Origin of the sequence: uncultured Roseibium sp. (genome assembly GCF_947499295.1) — a bacterium.
Lineage (GTDB): Bacteria > Pseudomonadota > Alphaproteobacteria > Rhizobiales > Stappiaceae > Roseibium.
The window spans coordinates 1-311 of sequence record NZ_CANMNP010000158.1; the positions used below are offsets into that span (position 1 = coordinate 1).

Here is a 311-nt window from a genome sequence, read left to right on the forward strand (position 1 = left end):
CGCGACAATGACGCCATACTCAGCCAAGTGTGACCGGAACGCACACGCGGCCATAGTTCGCTGCCGAACCAAAAGGCACCGGGCTCTATGCAGCATCAGAAATGCCTGATCCTCGCGAGACTTGATCGGGACAAAGCGCATGTTGGGGCGGATCACTGCTTCACAAATAGCGGCCGCATCAGTGGCGTCATTCTTTGCACCACGCCGCACGAAGGGTTTGACATAGCCTGGAGAGATGAGGCGCACATCATGACCAATCTCCGATAGCTGGCGGGCCCAGTTGTGGGCAGTCGCACAAGCCTCAATGCCGA

The 311-nt window shown here is 57.9% G+C and carries 1 protein-coding gene; it reads right to left on the minus strand.

The window, feature by feature from the left end:
- Positions 1-311: transposase (locus Q0835_RS30230; RefSeq protein ID WP_298967214.1), on the minus strand; the 311-nt coding region annotated here is incomplete at both ends.